Here is a 17,962-nt window from a genome sequence, read left to right on the forward strand (position 1 = left end):
CGTAATGCCCCGCACGCGGAGGCGCGTCGCGGTCGACCGGTCCCGGTGCACTCCGTTGACGGAGCGCACCGGAGCAGCGCGTCTTCAGTCCGCGCGACCGCCAAACTCGCCGGTACTGGTGCTGACCAGGATCCTCTCGCCGTTGGTGATGTATTCCGGGACCTGGATTTCGATGCCGGTGTTGAGCTTTGCCGGCTTCGGGCGCTTGGTTGCTGTGCCGCCCTTCAGTTCGGGCGGCGTCTCGATCACTTCCAGCACCACGTTTGGCGGCAGCTGCAATCCGACCGGTTGTTCGTCGATGATCTGCACGTAGCAGCCCGACAACGCATCGGTGATGTAGCCGCTGGCGTCGCCAACGACATCAGCGTCGAGCGTGTAGGGCGTGTAATCCTCGTCATCCATGAACACGAATGCTTCGCCATCCTTGTAAGAAAACGTCGCTTGCCGGCGCTGCAGTTCGACTTCCTTCAGATCGTCGTCGCCGCCGATGTTGAGGTCGAACTTGTTGCCGCCCGGCACGCTGTACAGCGTGAAACGCATCTTGAGTCCGCCGCCGCGACCCTGCGGCGCGCTGCGCTCGATATCACGCACCTGATAGACGGTGCCGTTGTGTTCGATCACGTTTCCTTTCTTGACGTCGTAGGCTTTCATCGTTGTTCGCTGCTGGATGGAGAGGGCGCCGCCGCGTCCGCGGCAGCCGGATTGCGGAGATAGAGCCGCAGATTTGGATAGTCGATCACGGCGCCGCCGCGTTCGAGGATGTCGGCGCCGATCACACCGTCGACCGGCGTTTCGCCGCGCTGCGAGAACGCGGCATTGACGTGGTCGAGCGCGAGGAAATGCACGGTGAACGCGTCGTCGCGGTAGTCGCCGATGCGCAGGCGGTTGCCGGGCAGGGCACTGATCGCCATGCCCGTGCCGCCGGCGCCGGTCGCCTGGCCGCCGGCCACCACGTCACGGCCTTCGTCGAAGCGCGACTGCGCCGCGCGGTCGATGACCGTGCGGCCTGCGCCGGTGTCGAGGATGAAGGTGCCGGCGACGCCGTTGATGCGGACGTCGACCGTGAGATGCGAATCGCCGTGACGCGTCATCGCCACCGCGGTGTAGCCCGCCGGTGTCAGCGCGGCGGCGAGCGCCATCGGCGTCGACTCGCGCGCGAGCGCGGGTGAGCCGCACAGCAGCGCAGCCAGTCCACATACGATCCACGATGTCGGGACGGCGCGGCGCATCACTTCGGCGCGAGACGCACCGCACCGTCGAGGCGAATGGTCTCGCCGTTGATGTAGCGGCTGCCGACGATGTAGGCGACGAGCTCGGCGAATTCTTCCGGGCGGCCCAGACGCGACGGGAACGGGATCGAGGCCGACAGCGACTGCTGCACCTCGTCCGGCATGCCGTCGACCATCGGCGTCCAGAAGATTCCCGGCGCGATCGTGTTGACGCGGATGCCGAAGCGCGAGAACTCGCGTGCCATCGGCAGGGTCATCGCGACCACGCCGCCCTTGGACGCCGAATACGCGGCCTGGCCGATCTGGCCCTCGTACGCCGCGACCGATGCGGTGTTGACGATCACGCCGCGCTCGCCGTCTTCGCCCGGGTCATTGCCCTGCATCGCCGCGGCGGCGGCCTTGGCCACATTGAAGCTGCCGACGAGGTTCACCATGACCGTGCGGCTGAAGGTCTCCAGCGGCATCGGCGCCTCGCGGCCGAGCACGCGGCCGGCGCCGAGGATGCCGGCGCAGTTCACGGCCACGTTGAGCCCGCCGAGGAATTCACGCGCGGCGTCGACGTTCGCCACCACGCCGGCTTCGTCGGTCACATCGGTGCGCAGGTAGCGCACATTGGCCTCGCCGAGCGCGGCGACTGCTTCGGTGCCCTTGTCGTCGTTGACGTCGAACAGCACGACCTTGCCGCCGCCGGCGACGAGGTGGCGGGCCACGGCGAGGCCGAGGCCGGAGACGCCACCGGTGATGAGGGCGCGGACGGAATCGGGCGTCATGTGCGGATCCTTGGACGGAAAACCCGCAGTTTAACCGGCCGGCCGCGTGCGCCGGTCAGTCCCGCTCCAGTGCACGTGTTCAGACGGACGCGCTGGGACCGCCTTGGAGATGCCGGATGAACTCGTCAGGGGAGAGCCCCGGCGCGAACAGGAAGCCCTGGCCGACCGTCACGCCGAGATCCAGCAGAAACCGCCGCTGCGCTTCCGACTCGATGCCCTCGGCGACCAGGCCGAGCCCGAGACTGCGCGCGATGCCGGCGACCGCCTGGCACACCGCGACATCGGAACGGTCACCCGGCACGCCGCCGACGAACAGCTGACTGAGCTTGAGTCCGTGGATCGGCAACCGGCGCAGATAGTTCAGGCCGCTGTAGCCTTCGCCAAAATCGTCGATGCTCAGCTGCACACCCATGCTGCGCAGCGCGGCGAACGTGCGCAGCGTGTCGGGCGCGTCTTCGATCAATACGCGCTCGGTGAACTCCAGTTCCAGCGCGCTGCCCGGCAGCGCGAATTCCTCGAGCACGTCGCGCACGTGGGTGGCGAGATCGTCGCCGAGGAATTGACGGTAGGACACGTTCACCGCCACGCGCACCACGCCGAGGCCGGCATCGCGCCACGCCGCGATCTGCTGGCAGGCTTCGCGCAGCACCCAGGCGCCGATGCGGACGATGTCGCCGGTGCTCTCGGCGTGGTCGATGAAATGGTCAGGTCGCATCTCCCCGAGCTGTCGGTTGCGCCAGCGGATCAGCGCTTCTGCTGCGATCACGCGCCGGCTGCGCAGGTCGACCTGCGGCTGATAGACCAGGTGGAATTCGTCGTTGTCGATCGCGCGGCGCAGATGCGTCTCCACGCGCAACCGGTCCTGCTGGGTCTGCGCCAGCGCAGGCGTGAACAACTGCCAGCCATTGCGGATGCGTCGCTTGCTCTCGTACATCGCCGCGTCGGCGTTCTGGATCAGCGTCTGCGGCCGGTCGCCATCCTCCGGTGCGCGTGCGATGCCGATGCTCGCGGTGATCGAAAATTCCTCCTTGTCGAAACGGAAGCCGTCGCCGAACGCATCGAGGATCGCGTTGGCGACGCGTTCGGCATGGCTGGCGCCGGTGCCGGCGTCGCAGACGACCAGGAATTCGTCGCCGCCGAAGCGGGCGATGCTGCCCGACACGCCCACCGCCTGGCGGATGCGATGCGCGGCGGCGATCAATAGTTCGTCGCCGGCGGCATGGCCGAGCGCATCGTTGACGAACTTGAAGCGGTCGAGATCGATGTAGAGCACGGCCACGCCGGCACGCGCGGGATCGGCCATGCGCCCCTCGAGCTCGCACAGAATCGCGTCGCGATTGAGCAGGCCGGTCAGCGGATCGGTGCGCGCCTGTGCCCGCAGGATCGCCTCGTCGTGTTTGTCGCGCGCGATGTCCTGCAACGTGCCGGTCAGCCGCGAGGTCGCCGGATCACCCTGTCTCGGCCCGCCGATCGCGCGCACCCAGAACGCGCTGCCGTCGCTGCGCAAGCCCTGCAATTCGATGTCGAAGCCGGCGGCGTCGAGCATCGCCGCACCGAGCGCGTCGCGCAGCCGGGCGCGGTCGGGCATCAGCAACAGGGCGACCAGCGCCTCCATCGTCGTCGGCGGCTGTACTGGGTCGAGAATCTGTGCGGCCTCGGCCGTGAGATACAGCCGGTCGGTGCCGCAGTCGAGCTCCCAGCCGCCGATGTGCGCCAAGGCCTGCACACGGTCGAACATCGCGCTGTCGCGCTTGAGCGCGCTGACGTCCGAGAACAGCGACAGCACCTGGTGCGGCCGGTCGCCGCCCGGCGGGTACTGCGGCACAGCGGTGACCATCAGCCAGTACAGCTCGCGGCGCATGCGGTGATAGAGACCAACCAGGGTGCTTTCGACGATGCGGCCGTCGCGCAGCGCGCGCACCGGCGGCAGCGCCTCCCAAGACATCTCGTTGCCGTCGGGCGCGATCGCAACCCACTCGCCGAGGTTGGACAGGTCGCCGAGCGAGGTCCCCTGGCGGATGCCGAGCAGGCGCAGCGCCGCCGGATTGCCGTAGACGAACCTGCCCGCGACATCGTGGATCGCGATGCCCCGGTCCATCACATCCATCAGTTCGCGGTAGCGCACCTCCGCCTCGCGGCGCTCGCTGAGATCGCGCGCCACCGCGACCAGACACGGCTCGCCTTGGTGCTCGAAGCCGGCGGTGTGCACCTCGACCGGGAAGCGCGAGCCGTCGCCGCGCATGTTGGTGACTTCGATGACGTAGGTGCGCCCGCGATGCACGGCGTCCCATACGGGCGCGAGGTGATCGCGTGGCAGATCCGGATTCAGCAGCTCGATCGGTTGGCCGACGATGTCGGTGCGCGGGCGGCCGTATGCCTGCTCCCCGGCGCGATTGAGGTCGAGCACGATGCCGTTCGCATCGAGAATGCTCACCGGATCGGGCACCGCGTCGAATAACGCGTGGTAGCGCAGTCCGGCGGCATCGGCCTCTGCGCGCGCGGCCGCCAGCGCATCGCGTGCGCGGGCGAGCAGGGCGCGGACGTCGGCCGGCAGTTCGGTATCGTCGGCCGCCAGCGACAGCGCATCAGGTAATGCCAGGGCATGCGCCTGGCGTTCCAGCAGTCCGGTAGGCCCGGTGCCCGATCGGTCCGTCATGTGCGCGGCGCCAGCGCCTGTCCGGGGTTGGGGGACGATGCGTCCAGTTTTAGCGCCGTCCCGCAGCGGCGTCCAGACGCCGGCCAGTCCGTCCGGAACGGTCGTGTTGCCCGGCAGGATGTCGTCGCGGTTCATGTCGTGCAGAGAACGGCCAATTCCTGATCGATCGGCCATCTGCCGGGTTTGCACGGTGTTCGCCCGGCGTTGCGCTGCAGCGTCCCGGTCGTGAAACGGACTGGATCCGCAACAGCCCGCCGTGCAGGGGCATGCGCCGGCGGCGCCGGGCGTACAATGCGAACCATTCTCGATACCAGATTCCCCTGTGAACCTTTGCCAGCTGCCACGCCGCACGCCCGCCCTCGTTGAAGACATCGAGGCCGTGGACGCGGTCGATCCCATCGCGCGCCGGCTTGGCGAACTCGGCTTCGTGCCCGGTGAGCCGGTCGAGGTCATGGCGGCCGGGCCGTTCGGGGGCGATCCGCTGCTGGTGCAGGTGGGCTATACCCGTTTCGCGCTCCGTCGCAGTGAAGCGGCGCGGGTGCGCGTGCGCATGGCGCCTGCGGCGTGAGCACGGCGATCGCGGCACCGCGTTTCGCACTGGTCGGCAATCCCAACGCCGGCAAGACCGCGCTGTTCAATCTGTTGACCGGCAGCCGCCAGAAGGTGGCCAACTACGCCGGCGTGACCGTCGAGCGCAAGGAAGGCCGCATGCACGGGCCGAACGGTGAGGGCTGGGCCCTGCTCGATCTGCCGGGCGCCTACAGCCTGCAGCCGGCGAGTCTGGACGAGGCGATCACCCGCGACCTGTGTCGCGGCTTCTATCCCGGCGAATCCGCGCCTGACGTGCTGGTGTGCGTGGTCGACGCGACCAACCTGCGTCTGCATCTGCGCTTCGTGCTGGAACTGCGCACGCTGGGCGTGCCGATGATCGTCGCTCTGAACATGGCCGATGCCGCGCAGCGCCGCGGCATTGGTATCGACCTTGCAGCGCTGGAGGCAACGCTGGGCGTACCCGTGGTCGAAACCGTCGCGATCCGCCGCGATGGTGCGCAGGCACTGTTGGCACGACTTGCCGATGTCGTGGCGCATCCGCAACCGCCGCCGGCGGCGGAGGGCAGCGTTGACCTGCACGCCGAAACACGTGCACTGCTCGCGGCGGCGGTCACGATGCCGCGCCGTACCGCGCGCATCGACGACGCACTGGATCGTTGGCTGTTACACCCGATCTTCGGTCTGCTGGCGCTGGCGACGATCATGTTCCTGATCTTCCAGGCCGTGTACGCCTGGGCGACCCCGATGATGGATCTGATCGACGCCGGCACGTCCGCGCTGGGCGCTTGGGTGTCGACGACATTCCCGCCCGGGCCACTGACCAGCCTGCTCGCCGACGGCATCATCGCCGGCCTGGGCGGCGTGATCGTGTTCCTGCCGCAGATCCTGATCCTGTTCCTCTTCATCCTCGCGCTCGAGGAGTCGGGCTATCTGCCGCGTGCGGCGTTCCTGCTCGACCGGGTGATGAAGGGCGCGGGCCTGTCGGGGCGCTCCTTCATTCCGCTGCTGTCGAGCTTCGCCTGCGCGATCCCCGGCATCATGGCGACGCGTTCGATCCAGGATCCACGCGACCGGCTCGCCACGATCATGGTCGCGCCGTTGATGACGTGTTCGGCGCGCTTGCCGGTGTACGCATTGCTGATCGGCGCTTTCATCCCGCAGCGCGCGGTCTGGGGCGTGCTGAACCTGCAGGGTCTGGTCCTGTTCGCGCTGTATCTGGCGGGCATCCTCAGTGCGCTGGCAGTGTCGTACATCATGAAGAAATGGCGACGCGACAAGCGCGAGCACGCATTGATGCTCGAGCTGCCGTCGTATCGCGTGCCGCATCCCCGAGACCTTCTGATCGGGCTCAAGGAGCGCGCGATGATCTTTCTCAAGCGCGTGGGCGGCATCATCCTCGCGCTGACCGTGCTGCTGTGGTTCCTGCTGTCGTTTCCCGCGCCACCCGATGGTGCGACCGGCGCCGCGATCGAGTACAGCTTCGGCGGGCGCATCGGCCACGCGCTGGCGGTGCTGTTCGCGCCGTTGGGCTTCAACTGGCAGATCTGCATCGCGCTGATTCCCGGCCTCGCCGCGCGCGAGGTCGCGGTCGCATCGCTGGCGACGGTCTACGCGCTGTCGGCAACCGATGACGCAGTGGCCGCGCAGGCGCTCACCCCGATCATCACCGACGGCTGGTCGCTGGCCACGGGCCTGTCGCTGCTGGTGTGGTTCATCTATGCGCCGCAATGCCTGTCGACGTGGGCGACGATCAAGCGCGAAACCGGCTCGTGGAAACTGATGGCGCTCAACGCCGGCTATCTGTTCGCGCTGGCGTATCTCGCGTCGCTGCTGACCTATCAGATCGCCCGCGCCCTGGGCGCAGGCTGAGCATCGCGACGATGACCGCCGGGCTGGTCCTGCAATACGTCGTCGTGGCACTGGCCGTGCTGCTCAGCGCGTGGGTCGTACTGAAGAAGCAGGCGCCGAATGCGGCGCGACGGCTGCGCGTCGCGTTCGCGTTGCCGCTGATGCGCGACGGTCGGCCGGCGTGGATGCGCGCAGTGGGCCGGCGCATCGCACCGGTGCCGATCGCGGCGAACACATGCGGCGGTTGCGACAGCTGCGGCCCGCCCAGGCGCTGAGCGGCCGGCTGGGTTCTCAGGCGGGCGGCAGTACCACTATGCCACCGCCGACATCGCGACCTCCCTCGACCAGCACGAACGCGCTGCCGTCTTCGAGTGCAAGCGGCGCCTCGCATTTCAGGTGCGAGGCGATCGTGCTGCCCGGCTCGACCGCGCCTTCCGCATCGAATCGCAACGCACACAGCGCCGTCGCCAAGACCTCGCCATCCGTGCCGACGAAGCGAACGTTGGGGCGGTAGTGATTGAAGACCGCGCTGCGGCGACTGCCCTCCGACTGCGCGCGCAGGTGCACGCAGGCGCGGATGTCTGCGCGCAACGCGAATGCATGCGAGCGGGGCGGCGTATCTGCAGAGCGCGCGGTGCCGTTTTCGAGAGAGGCGCACGGTGCGTCATATGAGGGGCCGGCAGTCGATCCGGTCGACGACGTTTCGGCAGTCCTGGTCGACGCGGCACGGTCTGCACGGGTCGATGACTCGACCGATGCGTCGGTTGAAGGCGCAGAGGGCGCGCAGGCGGCAAGTGCGGACGCAGCTGTGAGCAGGCAGGCGGAAAAAACGGAGCGGGCAGAAAAACGCATCGGACATCCTTGTCTTGGCGGCGCGCGTCATTGCGCGGTGTCGATCCGGAGACGCTAGTGGCGTCCCCGGCTCAGGGGCGAGCGGGTAGGCCGTCGCGCGTCGCTGGTCGGCGTGACTTCCACCGACAGGCTGAAGGTCCGTTCGTCGCCCACCAGCAAGGCGCCGACACCGACGACCTGGCGATTGATCTCCTTGCCGTCCTCATCGCGAATCACCAGCACGACGGAGTATTCCCAGGCGCCGCCTTCCGATGGATGCCGGATGCGACCCTCGACCTGCAGCGCGGTCGTGGTCTCCTCGCGCTGCACGGTGTTGCGCGCCACGATCGGCGAGCCGGGCGCGGCGTCGAGCTTCACCGATTGCTGGCACGCCGGACAGCGCGACGCGCTCTCCAGGATCATGGTCTTGCAGTGCGGGCAGGTGCGCGTGGCACCTGCCGCGCCCGGGCGACTGCTCACGATCAGTCGCTGGACTTGTCGTTGGCGGCCTTGTCCTTGGCATTGCCGGTCGGTGTCGGGCCAGGCTTGACGTCGCCCCAGCCGCACTCGATATGGCCGCGAATCTTCGAGCCAGACGCCACCGTCAGCGAACCGGCCTTGAGGTCACCGGTCAGAACCGCCGAATCACGCAGCTCGACCAGCGACGCCGATTCGATGTTGCCTTCCAGTTCGCCCGACACCAGCACCTGCTGGGCACGCACGCCGCCGTTGAGCTTGGCGCCGTGTTCGATGGTCAGGTTGCCCTGCACGTTGACGTCGCCCTTGAAGCGGCCGGCGATGCGCACATCGCCCGTACCTTCGATCTTGCCCTCGATGGTGAGGTCGGCGGCGATGATCGATTCCTTGCTCACCGGCGCTGCGGCACGCGGCGCGGGCGTCGGCGCTGCGGCAGGTGCAGTCGCTGCTGCGGGCGGCGCAGGCGGTGCCGCGGTCTGGAAATCCGCGACTGCGGGCGGCGGCGTCTCGCGAGCCGGCGCGGGCGGCGGCGCGTCTGTGCCGAAAGCGGGGGAATCTTTCTTGACGGTGCCGGACTGCTGAAAAATGGCCATGTCGCGCGTTACCTCGGAAATGGACAGGAGAGCGGAAAAGGACCGCTCGAACAGGGAATTCCGCGCCGCCGCGGTGGGGCAAACGCGGAGTCCGACCTTAGCACGCAATCGACGATCCCCAACTGTGACGGCTGGAGCGGATTCGAGACACAGCAAGGACTTGCCGCATGTTCAAGAAGCGTTACGCGAGATGTGGGTATCGCGCTCAGGCGCTCCGATCCAGCGCTGCAAGGAGAAGAATTTCCAAAAAAAAGCCCGCCATCAGGCGGGCTTTCAGTCGCTTCAGCAGATGCGATCAGCGGTCGGCGCGTTCTTCCACGCGCTCACCGGCATTCTCGATCGCCTGGCCTGCGTCCTGCGTCGCCTGGCCGGTGGCCCGTGCAGCCTCCTCGGCAGCGACGTCTGCGCGGCGTGCTGCATCCTGAGCAGCGACTTCGGCGTTCTGGGCAGCGTCGCGGGTCTGCTGGGCAGCCGCGTCAGCGGTGGCGCGTGCAGCGTCCGCAGTGGCAGAGGCGGCGTCGGAGATCGCCTGACCTGCGCTCTCGGTCGCGGCGGCGGCTTCGGCGCGCTCACGCTCGGCATCGTTGGAATTGCTGCAGGCGGCAAGGGCCAACAGCATTGCAGGTGCGAGTACGGTCATCGGCTTGAAATGCATGGCGTGTCTCCTGTGATCAAAGGACGGCGCGCAGATTGAATGCGCCTGTGTGAGGGTCGCGCAAAGACGTGTCGCGTGGCCGACGTTGCGCTGAATCGCCGCGTTCCGGTCTCGGCGCGGACGACCGTGTCCACAAAAAAAGGCCGCCGGGAGAACCCGGCGGCCTTCGAATCCACTACCGATGGCACAAGGCCATCGAAGTAAATTACGGCGTCACTTCTTCAGCAGCGTCCTTGGCATCTTCAGCCTTGGTCTCTGCATGGTCAGCGGCGTCGGCAGCGTGCTCGGCAGCGTCGTCGGTACCGGCAGCGGCAGCCTGGGCGGCAGCGTCGGCAGCGGCGTCAGCAGCGGCAGCGGCGTCGTCAGCAGCAACCTGCGCGGTGTCGGCAACGGCCGGGTCCTGCGTCTGGTTGGCAGCAGCCTGCGCGTCGGCAGCTGCGTCAGCAGCGCCTTCAGCCGAGCTGTTGGCCTGGTCGGCGTTGCTGCAAGCAGCCAGCGCCATACCCAGAGCCAGGGCAAGCAGAGCCTTATTAATCGTCATTGTGTCTTCCTCGTCTGAAAGTGTGGGCAACGCGCTTAATGCGCGCCGCCGACATGATGACAAGCCTCAGACGGCTGTCAAGCGGGACGTGCGTGGTTTTTTCGTAAAAAACACGTTATCCGAAGTTCACGCGATTTGCACGGCAATTGCGGTCGCTTCGCCGCCACCGATACAGAGTGTGGCAACACCGCGCTTTAGGCCGCGCGCTTGAAGCGCATGGATCAGCGTGACGATCAGTCGAGCGCCGCTCGCACCGATCGGGTGACCGAGCGCCAGTGCGCCTCCATTCACATTGAGGCGGTCGTGCGGGATGCCGAGATCCTTCATCGGCGCCATCGCCACGTTGGCGAACGCTTCGTTGACCTCGAACAGGTCGACGTCTTCGATCTTCCAGCCCGCCTTGTCGAGCACGTTCTGGATTGCTGTGACAGGCGCCGTGGTGAACCATTCGGGCGCCTGCGAGTGGCGCGCGTGGGCCACGATGCGCGCCAGCGGCTTGAGGCCATGCGCGGCAGCTTCATCCGCCGAGGTCAGCACCAGCGCCGCGGCGCCATCGGAGATGCTCGAGGAGCTGGCAGCGGTCAGCACGCCGTCCTTGCCGAACGCAGCGCGCAGGGTCGGGATCTTCTCGACCTGGATCTTGCCGGGCGCCTCATCGGTGTCGAACGTGGCGTCGCCCTTGCGGGTCTTGACCGTCACCGGTGCGATTTCGTTCTTGAATGCGCCGCTTTCGATCGCCCGCTTCGCACGGGTGGCGCTCTCGACGGCGTAGGCGTCCAGATCCTCGCGGGTGAAGCCGTACTTGTGGCTGGCAACGTCGCCGAATACGCCCATCGACTTGCCGTCGTCGGGATTGGTCAGGCCGTCCCATGCCATGTGATCGAGCATCTCGGCGCTGCCATAGCGGATGCCGGTGCGCGAGCCGTTGAGCAGATGCGGCGCATTGGTCATCGATTCCATACCGCCTGCGACGACGAACTTCGCGGTGCCGGCCTTGATCAGGTCGTGGCCGAACATCACTGCCTGCATGCCCGAGCCGCAGACCTTGTTGATGGTCACGCAGCCGGCCTTGTCAGGGATACCCGCCGCGCGCGATGCCTGGCGCGCCGGTGCCTGGCCCAGACCGGCTGGCAGCACGCAGCCGATGATGGCTTCGTCGATGAGGTCGGGCGATACGCCGGCGTGTTCGAGCGCGGCGGTGATCGCGGTCGCGCCGAGGGTCGTCGTGGGAACGCCGGTGAACTGGCCGAGCATGGAACCGATGGCGGTGCGCTTGGCGCCGACGATGACGATGTCAGTCATGGTGAGGTGACTCCAATGAGGGGACTGCTGGGTCCGCCGATTATCGCACCCGGCGTGCGGCATCGTCGCCGGCCCTGGTGTGCGCCCGGATGGCGCGCGTTCTGGATTGCAGGTATAGATGCCGCAACAGGGGTGTTCGCGGCCGTACAACGGCCGCGCGGGACGAGAGAAGACCGATGTCGAATTCGAAGAGCGCGCGCAGCGTCGCGCGGGGCGCACGTCGCAGCCTGCTGGCTTGCGCCCTGGGGACTGCGCTGGTCGCCTGTGGCGGTGGTGGATCGGGAGAGGGACTGGTGATGCCGACGCCCCCGCCGCCGTTGGCACCACCCCCGACCACGCCACCACCGACCACGCCGCCGCCTACCGTGGTGCAGCCGCCCAATCCGGCATACAGCGGGCATCTGGTCGATACCAATACATACGCCGCCCACGATGCCGGATTCACCGGCCGTGGGGTGCGCATCGGGTTTCTCGACAGCGGCGTCAACCGCAAGCATCCGGCGTTGCGCGATCGTGTGGTCGCGAACCTGAATTACATCAGCGCGTCGGACAACAATCTGTCTGTCGACGATGTGGCCGGCCACGGCACTGCCGTCGCCCAGACCGCGGCGGGGCGTCCGTTCGGCACATGGCCTGGCGGCGTGGCACAGAACGCGGAGATCGTCTCGGCACGCATCATCAGCGACAAACCGCCGGAGGACGACGGCAGCGGCGGCGGCAACGAAATCGACGGTCCTCTCGGGCTGACCGCGATCCACCGCGACCTGATTGACCGCAACGTCAAGGTGATGAACAACTCCTGGGGTGGTCTATACTGGACCAACCTCGCCGTCACCGCGCAGATCGCGAGTGAATACCGTCCCTTCGTCATCAACCATGGCGGGCTTGTCGTGTTCGCATCGGGCAATTCGGCATTCGCCAATCCGTCCGATACCGCCGCGCTGCCGAGCAAGGCCGGGACCAACGGCAGCACACCGGCGGCGGATCTCGAGCGCGGCTGGCTGACCGTGTCCGCGCTGGCGGAGAACAGCACGACGCAGCTGGCGAGTTATTCGAATGCCTGCGGTGTGGCGATGCGCTACTGCCTGGTGGCGCCGGGCACGGTGATCGTCACCGGCCCCGACGATGCACCCAACGCCCCCACGTATTTCCGTTACAGCGGCACGTCGCTGGCCACGCCGCTGGTGTCGGGCGCAGCCGCACTGGTCTGGGAAGCGTTCCCGTATTTCGACAACGATCTGGTGCGTCAGACGATTCTGGGTACCGCGACCGACATCGGTGCGCCTGGCGTGGATCCCGTGTTCGGCTATGGCGCGCTCAACGTCGGCAAGGCTGTGCTGGGGCCGGCGAAGTTCGATTGGGGCGATGTCACCGCGAACTTCAACAGCGGCACGTCGACCTGGGCCAACGACCTCAGCGGCGCGGGCGGTCTGGTCAAGCGTGGCGGTGGCACGCTGCGAGTGACAGGGGTTGCGGGCTACGGTGGCGCGACACGTGCGGAGGGCGGCACGCTCGCGTTCGAAACGTCTTCAATCCCGGGCGCGGCAACGGTCGCATCCGGCGCGGCCCTGCAGTTCGGCGGCGCGCGCGTGGGCGGCAACCTGGTCAACAACGGCACGTTTGCGGTCACCGGCAACACGCGTGCACGTGCAGTCGACGGCAATTTCCAGCAGGGCACGGGCGGACGCCTCGCCTGGCAGATGGGCGCGCCGTTGCAGGTCAGCGGCAGTGCGACTCTGGCGGGTGAGTTGCAGGTGACCGGTATCGTCAGCGGTTACACGACGCAACGCCGCGAGAACGTCGTCGAAGCCGCAGGCGGTGTGACTGGCGTTTTCGGCAGTCTGACCAGCGGTCCGGGTGTCTTCCTCGAGGGCACTCTGCGCTACGACACGAACCTCGCCTGGATCGACGTCATCCGGATCAACGTGACGGCCGCGGCCGCCTCGTTCGCATCGATCACCGCGCAGTCGCTCGGTGCCGCCGAGCGCGTCGAAGGCGCGTTCGCACAGATCGATGGCCAGTCGTCCGTCACCGATGGCCCCGTCGCCGACGGTTTCATCCGCGCGGCCGGTGCATTCCAGGGCATCCAGAGCGAAGCGGCGGCGCTCGCCGCGCTCGACAGCATGTCCGGTGCACAACATGCGGCGGCGTTGACGGCGACGTTCGACAACGTCGACATGGGGCGGCGCGCGATCGCGTCGCGCGTGGGCGCGCTGGCGGCGCGCGACGCGGCGGTCGGCGTGTGGAGGCAATCGCTGGGGCAGGGCGGCAGTGGCGGATTTGCGCGCGACGGTTTCAGCGTCGATGGCTGGAGCATCGGCCGCGATCATCTGCTCGGCAATGGTCTTGTGGCGGGCTTCGCGTTCGGCGAGCTGCGCGGCGATGGGATTGCGGCGGCACGCGGTGATCGCAATCGCGATCGGCAGACGCAGGCGCAGGCATATCTGGCGCGCAGCTTCGGCGACAGCTACGTCATGGCGCAGCTCGGCAGCGGTCGTTTCGATCGCGACATGCAGCGTCAGTTGTTCGCGGGCGCCGACTGGCAGGGCGTGGCGGCGCGGTACGCCGGCAACTACACACAGGCGGCGGTCGAGGCGGGGCACCAGTGGCGCGTCGGCGCGGCTGCGTTCGGTCCGTATGTCGGCGCCGAGCAGGTGCGCCTGCGCAGCGACGGATTCGACGAGCGGGGTGGCGATGGCTTCGGTCTGCGCAGTGCAGGCTGGGATGTTGCACGCAGCCAGGCGATCGGCGGTCTGCGCGCGCGCTGGGATACGCCTGGGTTCTCGCTGCATGGCTACGGGGAATGGCAGCAGACCGTGTCGTCGAGCGGATTCGATCTGCAGGCGAGCTTCACCGGCATCGAGGCCTGGGCGCCGATCGCCGGGCTTGCGCCGGCGCGATCGGGTGGTCTTGCGGGAATCGCCTTCGAATCCTGGCTGACGCCGCGTGCGCGGATGCTGCTGGGTGTCGATCAGCGCTTCGGGCCGCGGGGGAGTGACCGCATGGCGTCGATGCAGGTTGCGGTCGGGTTCTGATCTGCCAGCAATCCCCGCAGAAAAAGGCTGCTCACAAGCAGCCTTTTTCTGTAGGAGCGCGCTTGCGCGCGAAATGCGCTGTCGAGAGAGCAGCGTCACGCAGTGCCACCTACAGAGCCTCGGGTTGATCCCCTGTGGCTTCGAGATAGTGTGCGTCCGAACATTGAGGCATGCCATGTCCAGTCGAAAGCCGCGGTCATCGTGCGCTGCGTATCGGTCGACGGTCTGAAGTCGATCGGCCTTACCTCGTCACCGCTTCCACCTGGAAACGGCGCAGACTATTCGCTGATTTTGACAACGCGCGAGCAGCGTGCTGCGCCTTCACGAGCCCGCGTGCTGCTGGGGATTCGAAGCTCTTGGCCTGGGGCCTGATGCCCGACCACGCGCACTGGTTGTTGCAGCTGGGCGGCGAATCATTAGAGCGCGTGGTGGCGCGGATGAAGTCGGCTGTCAGCCGAAATTTGCATCACAACTGGGGGAGCACGCATCCCATATGGGCGAGGGCGTTTCACGACCGTGCGATGCGGCGCGACGAGGACCTACACGCCGCGGCGCGCTACGTCGTCGCCAATCCGCTTCGGGCAGGGCTGAGCCGGTCGCTTGCCGACTATCCGTTCTGGGATGAGGTCTGGCTCGACGGACGCAAAAGCAGCACAGGCACGAATACATGCGACGGCGATAGTTCCAGCCGGACCTGATCGCGCGCGAGCGCGCTCCTACAGACAAGCCCGCACTCAGGGTCCCGCGTTGAAGAGTTGTACTTTGCAGTTGTTGTCGCCGCCTTGCGCTCCTACAGACAATCCAGCACTCAATGCGCCGCGTAATGGATGAGCGGACGCTCGTTGAGGGGCTGGACCTTGCGGTTGTTGTGGCTGTAGCGGGCATTGAAGCCTGCGATCTGGGGCGCCGATAGCGTCACGGGCGTGTCCAGCACATACCACTCGACGTTCTCGGTCAGCGGCGGCGTGGTCAGCGAACCCAGATAGTGGTGATAGCTCTTGTCGCGCGGCAGCATGATCGCGATGTCCTCGCGCTCGATTTCGCCTTCGCGTGCATCGCCCAGCGCCTCAAGCACTTCGCCGGCGAGCCTGTTGGCGTCGCCTTCGCGATACATCACGCCGACCACAGCGAGGCGGCCGTCCTTCGCCTTGAACACGAAGTGGCCCTCGAGCGGAAACGATTCGCCGTCGATCGTGTGTTCGCTGGCGGCATGGAAATGGAACTGCATCAGTTCGAAATGGCGTCCGCGGATCAGCGCGTCCGGGCCGTGCGCTTCCACTTCCACCGAGTGGCCGTTGTCGACCACGCGCAGCGCGGCTTCGGTGTCGCGCAGTTCGATCGCCTGGGCTTCTTCCATGTCGCCTTCGTTCGCCACCGAGCGCTGGATGTCGATCGGGGATTGTCCCAGCGACGCCGGGTAATCCCACTTTTCCTGACGCTCATAGTCGTACTGCTGGGCGAAGACGCACGCGGGTGCGAGCAGGGCGGCGATGGCGGCAACCAGAACGCGGGAACGGGACGAACGCTGCATTGAACTCTCCGGATGAGGGGCGTCGTGCGACGCCGACGAATCAGGCTACACCGGCGGGTTCCACGGCGGCGTCGCGCCATCGACACACCGCCAGACACGGCAAGGCGGGCTCCCCGAGAACGAAAAACGCCACCCGAAGGTGGCGTTTTTGTGACAGCTGCGGGACGGCTGGATCAGCCGCCGCGCACGCGGCCCTGGAAGCGCGGCTGCGCGCGGCCCAGCGGCAGCTTCAGCTTGCCCATGGTCTCGATACGCTCCTCGGCGAGGCGGTCGGCGGCCATGTAGGTCGGCACGCCATCGCGCTCGGAAATCTCGAAGATGCGCGTGAGGTTGTGGTAGATCGTGCGCATCATGCGCATCGCGCGCTCGCGGTTGTAGCCGTCGATTTCCAGCGAAATGTTCATCACGCCGCCTGCGTTGACCGCGTAGTCGGGCGCGTAGAGGATGCCGCGCTTTTCCACTTCGTCGCCGATCGCATTGTTGGCGAGCTGGTTGTTCGCCGCGCCGCAGATGATCTTGGCCTTTAGGCGCGGCAGCGTCTTCTCGTTGACCGTGCCGCCCAGCGCGCACGGCGAGTAGACATCGGCGTCGACGTCGTAGATCTCGTCCAGGCCCACAGCCTCGGCGCCGTATTCGCCGACCGCACGTGCCACGCGATCCTTGTTGATGTCGGTGACGAACACCTTCGCGCCGCGCTCGGACAGCAGCTTCACGAACTCGATGCCGACATGGCCTAGGCCCTGGACGGCGTAGCTGTAGTTGCCGACGTCCTCGTTGCCGAACTTGCGGTTGAGCGACGCCAGCAGGCCCTGCATCGTGCCGTAGGCGGTGAACGGCGACGGGTCGCCCGAACCGCCGTGAACCTGGTGCACGCCGGTGACGAACTGGGTCTCGCGGTACACGAGTTCCATATCGTTGACGTCGATGCCGACGTCCTCGGCGGTGATGTAACGGCCGCCCAGCGACTCGACGCACTGGCCGAACGCACGGAACAGGCCTTCCGACTTGTCGGCGGCCGGGTCACCGATGATCACGGCCTTGCCGCCGCCGAGGTTCAGACCGGCGACCGCGTTCTTGTAGGTCATGCCGCGCGACAGGCGCAGCACGTCATTGAGCGCGTCCTGCTCGGAGTCGTACGGCCACATGCGGGTGCCGCCCAGCGCCGGACCCAGCACGGTGTTGTGGATCGCGATGATCGCCTTCAGACCCACGTCCTTGTTGTGGCAGAACACGACTTGTTCGTGGCCGTAGGTGTCGAGGTGCTCGAAAATCATTCAAAACTCCGTCACGGGCGTTGGGCCCGACGTCTGGTGGCAGGAGGCGGCGTGGGGGCTGTGCGGGTCGGTCTAGGCGACCGGATGGGTCCGGCAGGGCCGCAGGGTGTGATTGACCGGGGTCATTTTACGCCCCTCATCCGACAATTGGTTGAAGGTGCAACCGAAAGAGCGGAAGCGCTTCAGGATCAATTGGTTGCGGGGGTTTTGCGTTGTGTGCCGGGCTGGCTCGGGGATGCCTGGTGTCGAACCGCAAGTGGGCGGGGGCTTCAGGCGTGGACGTGTCGTTCTGGCGAGCGGCGGGACGACGTGCGCCCAGGCAGGAGACGCCTGTCGGGCTCGCGTGGTTCGTGCACTGCACCGCCTGACGGTTTGCCCCCTCCCAACCCTCCCCCGCATGCGGGGGAGGGCTTCGAGCTGGTGCTGCGATTCGATCAGCAGCCAGGGCAGTACGCGAGATCGGACGGTTTGCCCCACCCAACCCTCCCCCGCACGCGGGGGAGGGCTTCGAGCTGAGGCTGCGACTCGATCGGCAGCAAGCGCATCACGCAGGCTCGGACGATTTGCCCACACACCCGTCACTCCCGCGGAGGCGGGAGTCCATGGACGTGTGCGCGGCGTCGAGCAATGGCGCGAAGGATCGGACAAGCGTCCGGTAAAACCGCCCT

At 67.2% G+C, this 17,962-nt stretch carries 17 protein-coding genes; 5 read left to right on the plus strand and 12 right to left on the minus strand.

The features are described 5' to 3' along the window. Positions 1 to 84 precede the first annotated feature (84 nt). The 4 genes from efpL to ACZ9YD_RS05755 all read right to left on the minus strand — a co-directional run bounded on the left by efpL (position 85) and on the right by ACZ9YD_RS05755 (position 4,655). Positions 85 to 651, minus strand: a complete 567-nt coding sequence (efpL, locus tag ACZ9YD_RS05740; protein ID WP_465074161.1) for an elongation factor P-like protein EfpL — start codon at positions 649 to 651, stop codon at positions 85 to 87. Beyond that, on the minus strand, positions 648 to 1,229 hold the full coding sequence (locus ACZ9YD_RS05745; protein ID WP_465074162.1) for an aspartyl protease family protein: 582 nt from the start codon (positions 1,227 to 1,229) through the stop codon (positions 648 to 650). The genes efpL and ACZ9YD_RS05745 overlap by 4 nt, the downstream gene beginning before the upstream one ends. Next, complete coding sequence (locus ACZ9YD_RS05750) at positions 1,229 to 1,999, minus strand: SDR family oxidoreductase (RefSeq protein WP_465074163.1); 771 nt, start codon at positions 1,997 to 1,999, stop codon at positions 1,229 to 1,231. Before ACZ9YD_RS05750 ends, ACZ9YD_RS05745 begins: the two co-directional genes overlap by 1 nt. Before the next feature lie 79 nt (positions 2,000 to 2,078). Next, entirely contained in the window at positions 2,079 to 4,655 is a 2,577-nt protein-coding gene (locus ACZ9YD_RS05755) for a sensor domain-containing protein (protein ID WP_465074164.1), read from the minus strand. 337 nt (positions 4,656 to 4,992) lie between these two features. Here ACZ9YD_RS05755 and ACZ9YD_RS05760 point away from each other — a divergent pair, with 337 nt between their 5' ends. The 3 genes from ACZ9YD_RS05760 to ACZ9YD_RS05770 are packed head-to-tail and all read left to right on the plus strand — an operon-like array spanning position 4,993 to position 7,330. Further along, the gene (locus tag ACZ9YD_RS05760; protein WP_465074689.1) at positions 4,993 to 5,223 is read left to right on the plus strand and encodes a FeoA family protein; all 231 of its coding nucleotides are present in this window, start codon (positions 4,993 to 4,995) and stop codon (positions 5,221 to 5,223) included. After that, on the plus strand, positions 5,220 to 7,076 hold the full coding sequence (gene feoB / locus ACZ9YD_RS05765) for a ferrous iron transporter B (protein ID WP_465074165.1): 1,857 nt from the start codon (positions 5,220 to 5,222) through the stop codon (positions 7,074 to 7,076). The genes ACZ9YD_RS05760 and feoB overlap by 4 nt, the downstream gene beginning before the upstream one ends. Positions 7,077 to 7,087: 11 nt before the next feature. Beyond that, positions 7,088 to 7,330 (plus strand): DUF6587 family protein, encoded by a 243-nt coding sequence (locus tag ACZ9YD_RS05770; protein WP_465074166.1) that lies wholly within the window; start codon positions 7,088 to 7,090, stop codon positions 7,328 to 7,330. Positions 7,331 to 7,346: 16 nt separating this feature from the next. Here ACZ9YD_RS05770 and ACZ9YD_RS05775 read toward each other — a convergent pair whose 3' ends face one another. The 6 genes from ACZ9YD_RS05775 to ACZ9YD_RS05800 all read right to left on the minus strand — a co-directional run bounded on the left by ACZ9YD_RS05775 (position 7,347) and on the right by ACZ9YD_RS05800 (position 11,454). Continuing rightward, a complete protein-coding gene (locus ACZ9YD_RS05775; protein WP_465074167.1) occupies positions 7,347 to 7,646 on the minus strand; it encodes an EF-Tu C-terminal domain-related protein in 300 nt (99 codons plus the stop codon). A 315-nt stretch (positions 7,647 to 7,961) separates the two neighbouring features. Then, positions 7,962 to 8,309, minus strand: a complete 348-nt coding sequence (locus tag ACZ9YD_RS05780; RefSeq protein WP_465074690.1) for a hypothetical protein — start codon at positions 8,307 to 8,309, stop codon at positions 7,962 to 7,964. A 59-nt stretch (positions 8,310 to 8,368) separates the two neighbouring features. Beyond that, complete coding sequence (locus ACZ9YD_RS05785) at positions 8,369 to 8,956, minus strand: bactofilin family protein (RefSeq protein WP_465074168.1); 588 nt, start codon at positions 8,954 to 8,956, stop codon at positions 8,369 to 8,371. 295 nt (positions 8,957 to 9,251) lie between these two features. Then, the gene (locus tag ACZ9YD_RS05790) at positions 9,252 to 9,611 is read right to left on the minus strand and encodes a hypothetical protein (RefSeq protein WP_465074169.1); all 360 of its coding nucleotides are present in this window, start codon (positions 9,609 to 9,611) and stop codon (positions 9,252 to 9,254) included. A 205-nt stretch (positions 9,612 to 9,816) separates the two neighbouring features. Further along, a complete protein-coding gene (locus ACZ9YD_RS05795; RefSeq protein WP_465074170.1) occupies positions 9,817 to 10,152 on the minus strand; it encodes a hypothetical protein in 336 nt (111 codons plus the stop codon). 126 nt (positions 10,153 to 10,278) lie between these two features. Further along, on the minus strand, positions 10,279 to 11,454 hold the full coding sequence (locus tag ACZ9YD_RS05800) for a thiolase family protein (protein ID WP_465074171.1): 1,176 nt from the start codon (positions 11,452 to 11,454) through the stop codon (positions 10,279 to 10,281). 176 nt (positions 11,455 to 11,630) lie between these two features. On the opposite strand from ACZ9YD_RS05800, the gene ACZ9YD_RS05805 reads away from it, so the two are divergent. Then, positions 11,631 to 14,489: a S8 family serine peptidase gene (locus tag ACZ9YD_RS05805; RefSeq protein ID WP_465074172.1), complete on the plus strand. Its 2,859-nt coding sequence runs from the start codon at positions 11,631 to 11,633 to the stop codon at positions 14,487 to 14,489. A 170-nt stretch (positions 14,490 to 14,659) separates the two neighbouring features. Beyond that, positions 14,660 to 15,187 carry an REP-associated tyrosine transposase gene (locus ACZ9YD_RS05810; RefSeq protein WP_465074173.1) on the plus strand — a complete coding sequence of 176 codons (528 nt, stop codon included), beginning with the start codon at positions 14,660 to 14,662 and terminating at the stop codon, positions 15,185 to 15,187. A 110-nt stretch (positions 15,188 to 15,297) separates the two neighbouring features. Here ACZ9YD_RS05810 and ACZ9YD_RS05815 read toward each other — a convergent pair whose 3' ends face one another. Continuing rightward, entirely contained in the window at positions 15,298 to 16,020 is a 723-nt protein-coding gene (locus ACZ9YD_RS05815) for a carbonic anhydrase family protein (protein WP_465074174.1), read from the minus strand. Between the two features lie 173 nt (positions 16,021 to 16,193). After that, a complete protein-coding gene (locus tag ACZ9YD_RS05820) occupies positions 16,194 to 17,294 on the minus strand; it encodes a Glu/Leu/Phe/Val dehydrogenase dimerization domain-containing protein (protein WP_465074175.1) in 1,101 nt (366 codons plus the stop codon). Positions 17,295 to 17,962: the final 668 nt, after the last annotated feature.

Source organism: Luteimonas sp. AC640a (assembly GCF_979256585.1).